2 protein-coding genes, 2 tRNA genes and 1 rRNA gene are annotated in these 1,348 nt (G+C 36.1%); 3 read left to right on the top strand and 2 right to left on the bottom strand.

Annotated elements, in window-relative coordinates; translation table 11 throughout:
* Nucleotides 1–179: 179 nt before the first annotated feature.
* The 3 genes from rrf (at nucleotide 180) to EAH81_RS27235 (ending at nucleotide 525) form a co-directional block, all read left to right on the top strand.
* Nucleotides 180–289: ribosomal RNA gene (gene rrf, locus EAH81_RS27245) — 5S ribosomal RNA — on the top strand.
* A 71-nt stretch (nucleotides 290–360) separates the two neighbouring features.
* Nucleotides 361–433: transfer RNA gene (locus EAH81_RS27240), tRNA-Phe, on the top strand.
* 6 nt (nucleotides 434–439) lie between these two features.
* Nucleotides 440–525: transfer RNA gene (locus tag EAH81_RS27235), tRNA-Leu, on the top strand.
* 142 nt (nucleotides 526–667) lie between these two features.
* On the opposite strand, the gene EAH81_RS27230 is transcribed toward EAH81_RS27235, so the two are convergent.
* Both EAH81_RS27230 and EAH81_RS27225 read right to left on the bottom strand, forming a co-directional pair.
* Entirely contained in the window at nucleotides 668–1,093 is a 426-nt protein-coding gene (locus tag EAH81_RS27230) for a serine hydrolase domain-containing protein (protein WP_241676675.1), read from the bottom strand.
* On the bottom strand, nucleotides 1,086–1,348 hold a 263-nt coding region (locus EAH81_RS27225; RefSeq protein WP_140503273.1), incomplete at its 5' end, for a transposase. The genes EAH81_RS27225 and EAH81_RS27230, both read right to left, overlap by 8 nt.

Raw genomic sequence — 1,348 nt, 5'->3', positions numbered from 1 at the left:
GTACTAATAATCCGTAAGCTTATGTACACCCTTTTCTCCCGACTGCGGTCGGGAGAAGAAACTTTCTAAAACTAAAATACTTTCTTTATCTCAGTATGTTAAGATATTACTCTTAATTATGAATTGTTAATTATCAATTATTAATTAAAAGAAAATTGCCCAAAGCAATTATAACTTCTTAAGGTGGTTATTGCGGCGGGGCTCACCTCTTCCCATCCCGAACAGAGTAGTTAAGCCCGCCTGCGCAGATGGTACTGCAGTTATGTGGGAGAGTATGTCGTCGCCTTTCTTTTGAAAACCCTGTTCATAGAACGGGGTTTTTTATTCTTATTTCATTTATTAGTACATAAATGAATACAAGGTACCTTAGCTCAGATGGTAGAGCAATGGACTGAAAATCCATGTGTCCCTGGTTCGATCCCTGGAGGTACCACATAATGCTCGGATGGTGAAATTGGTAGACACGCTGGACTTAAAATCCAGTGAACAGCAATGTTCGTGCGGGTTCAAGTCCCGCTCTGAGTACTAAAAAACTTCAATTGACTATGTTAATTGAAGTTTTTTTTTGCATAAAAAGAAAATTTATAAGTTCATAGGGGATCAGGTGGGATCAATACGGATCAAGACGAAAACCTGTGGAGTAGCAAAAATTAAGCATAAATATTAGTTAGTCTGAAAAGGAAGTATTGCCAATATCTGGAATATAAAATTGTGCTATTTTTTCAATGATTTCTTCAGGAGTGATACTTGTAAGATTTGAAAAAAGAATAACTGTAAGATTATCTTTTGGGTAAATAATAAAGGCTGCGCGACCACCTCCAATAGAAGCAACTGCAGGGTGATTTTTTCTCATAATCACTGGCCAACCTAAAGCATAAGCATTTAAAATCCCTCCAAAACCATCATAAGTCCCATTGTTCAATTTTACAGGTTCCCAAGTGACGCCAATATCTTCATTTTTTTTAAGAAGTTTGCCTGATTGCAGTCCAATTATCCATTTTGCCATTTCTTCAGCTGTTGTAAATGCACCGGCATCGGTTATCATTTTTGACGGATCAACACGAAAACCTGTGGAGTAGCAAAAATTAAGCATAAATATTAGTTAGTCTGAAAAGGAAGTATTCTATATTTCTAACGCCCCTGAATTTTGACCTAAATGCTTTTATTTTTGCGTTGAAAGATTCTGCCGAAGCGTTGGTGCTTCTGTTGTCAAAATAATTCAATATGGTTTGATAATGATTTATAATTGTGCGAGAGATTGTACCAAAAGATTTAAATCCAGATTGATTTACTTTTTCGTGCCATTTGGCTAGTTTAGCAAAGCCTATGATTTTATCTTTTGTGTTCT

This window comes from Flavobacterium pectinovorum (genome assembly GCF_006438875.1).
Lineage (GTDB): Bacteria > Bacteroidota > Bacteroidia > Flavobacteriales > Flavobacteriaceae > Flavobacterium > Flavobacterium pectinovorum_A.
Note: the sequence above shows the minus strand (reverse complement) of the source record. Positions and strands in the feature narration are given on the sequence as shown.

Excerpts from the sequence above, each read along its gene's own strand:
- EAH81_RS27230 (WP_241676675.1), bottom strand. The coding sequence starts at position 1,093 with ATGCTTAATTTTTGCTACTCCACAGGTTTTCGTGTTGATCCGTCAAAA.